Raw genomic sequence first — 415 nt, 5'->3', positions numbered from 1 at the left:
TGTCCCGGGACTCGCGGATGTCGGCGAGCATCCGGGCCAGTTGGGGCAGCACGATCGTGGCCGCGTTCGTCCCCACGACAGTGACTGTTTGCTGGCCGAGTGCGTCGATGATTTCGCCGGCAAGGCGTTCGCCCATCCGGGGTGCACGCTTTTTTAGCCGGTTTCCGATCCTGCGCCGACCTGCATGGCGCAAGGCTTCTGGGTTGGCCAGGCCCGCAGCAGGTCCAACACTGCCGGGTGGTCCAGGCGCGGGCCAAGGACACGCTCCAGGGCAGGGGTGGATCTGGGTCTGCAGGCCTCGGATCCTGTTCGATGTTGCGTGGCCTGTTTTGCCAAGTCGTCGTCGAAGCCGCAGAGCATGGTCAGTTCGGCGAGCTGTTCATCGGCGATCTGGATGGAGCGCAGTGTGTGGGGC

Annotated in this window: 1 pseudogene; it reads right to left on the bottom strand. The window is 65.3% G+C overall.

The features are described from left to right. Window positions 1-415: pseudogene (locus tag AC1DFR_RS22385) on the bottom strand (IS110 family transposase); the annotation flags it as partial.

Source organism: Arthrobacter sp. 05T410 (genome assembly GCF_056396505.1).
This window is presented reverse-complemented; position numbering and strand designations above follow the sequence as displayed.